This window comes from Microbacterium pullorum, from assembly GCF_014836535.1.
Classification (GTDB): Bacteria; Actinomycetota; Actinomycetes; order Actinomycetales; family Microbacteriaceae; genus Microbacterium; species Microbacterium pullorum.
The window spans coordinates 1-1,268 of the sequence record NZ_JACSQP010000020.1 but is presented as its reverse complement, the minus strand read 5'-3'; the positions used below and the strand labels follow the sequence as shown (position 1 = coordinate 1,268).

Annotated in this window: 1 protein-coding gene; it reads right to left on the bottom strand. The window is 65.9% G+C overall.

Translation table 11 applies throughout. The features are described from left to right. Window positions 1-33: 33 nt before the first annotated feature. Window positions 34-1,199 (bottom strand): IS3 family transposase gene (locus tag H9651_RS14555; RefSeq protein WP_191720048.1). Its coding sequence is split into 2 segments (ribosomal slippage): window positions 34-912 and window positions 915-1,199, totalling 1,164 coding nucleotides; the frame shifts between segments, so codons are not numbered across the junction. Between the last annotated feature and the right edge of the window lie 69 nt (window positions 1,200-1,268).

The following is a 1,268-nucleotide window of genomic DNA, read 5'->3' as shown; positions in this document are numbered from 1 at the left end:
GGGTCTGCCGCACGGATAGGTGACGGGTTGTAGTCACGCCGCGAGGGCGACGTCGGTGTTCATGATTGCTTCGTACTCGACCGGGGTCAAACCGTGGAGCCGCTTCTGTCGACGGCGCCGGTGGTAGGTGCGTTCGATCCACGTGACGATGGCGATGCGGAGCTGCTCGCGGGTGTCCCAGGATCGCCGGTTGAGGACGTTCTTCTGCAGCAGGCTGAAGAACGATTCCATCGCCGCGTTATCGCCTGCTGCGCCGACTCGGCCCATCGATCCGACCATGCCGTGGTGGTGCAGGGTGCGGACCATTTTGCGGGCGCGAAACTGCGATCCTCTGTCGGTGTGGACCACGCAACCGGCAACGTTCCCACGCCTGGCGACGGCGCTGTTCACGGCGTCAACGGCGAGACGTGCCTTCATCCGGTCGCTGATCGAATACCCCACGATCCGGTTGCTGAAAACGTCCTTGATCGCGCAAAGGTACAGCTTGCCTTCACCGGTTTTGTGCTCCGTGATGTCGCTGAGCCAAAGCCGGTTCGGTGCGTCCGCGGTGAACGCCCGGCGCACGAGATCGTCGTGCACGGGCGGGCCGGGGCGTCGCCCTTTCCCGCGACGGCGTTTGCCGAACGCTGACCACCAGCCGTTGTCCCGGCAGATCCGCCATGCCGTCCGCTCCGCCATGACTTCGCCCGCGTCGCGGGCCTCGTCCAGGAGGAACCGGTAGCCGAACTCCGGGTCGTCGTGGTGCGCGTCGAACAGTGCGTTCGCGCGATACGCCGTGACGAGTTCCGCATCGGTGATGGGGTTCGCCAGCCACCGGTAGTAGGGCTGTCGAGCGAGCTTGAGCACCCGGCACGTCACCGCGACGGGAACACCGTCAGCGGCGAGCTCGGTCACGAGCGGGTAGAGCCTTTTCCCGGCAGGTTCGCCTGCGACAGATACGCTGCCGCACGCCGCAACACCTCGACCTCCTGCTCCAGCAGCCGGATCCGCTTCCGCGCCTCCCGCAGCTCGGCACCTTCGGACCGGGTCACACCAGGCTTCGCGCCCTCCTCAACTGCGGCACGCCGCAACCACTTCGTGAGGGTCATCGGGTGGACACCGAAGTCGGTCGCGATCTGCTCGATCGTCACACCAGGTTCGCGACTCCTGGCGACGCGCACCACGTCGTCACGGAACTCGCTCGGATAAGGCTTGGGCACAATGACATCCTTCCAGGGCACCCTCCCGGGCAACCCAACTCAGATGTCACCTACCTGTGCGGCAGACCC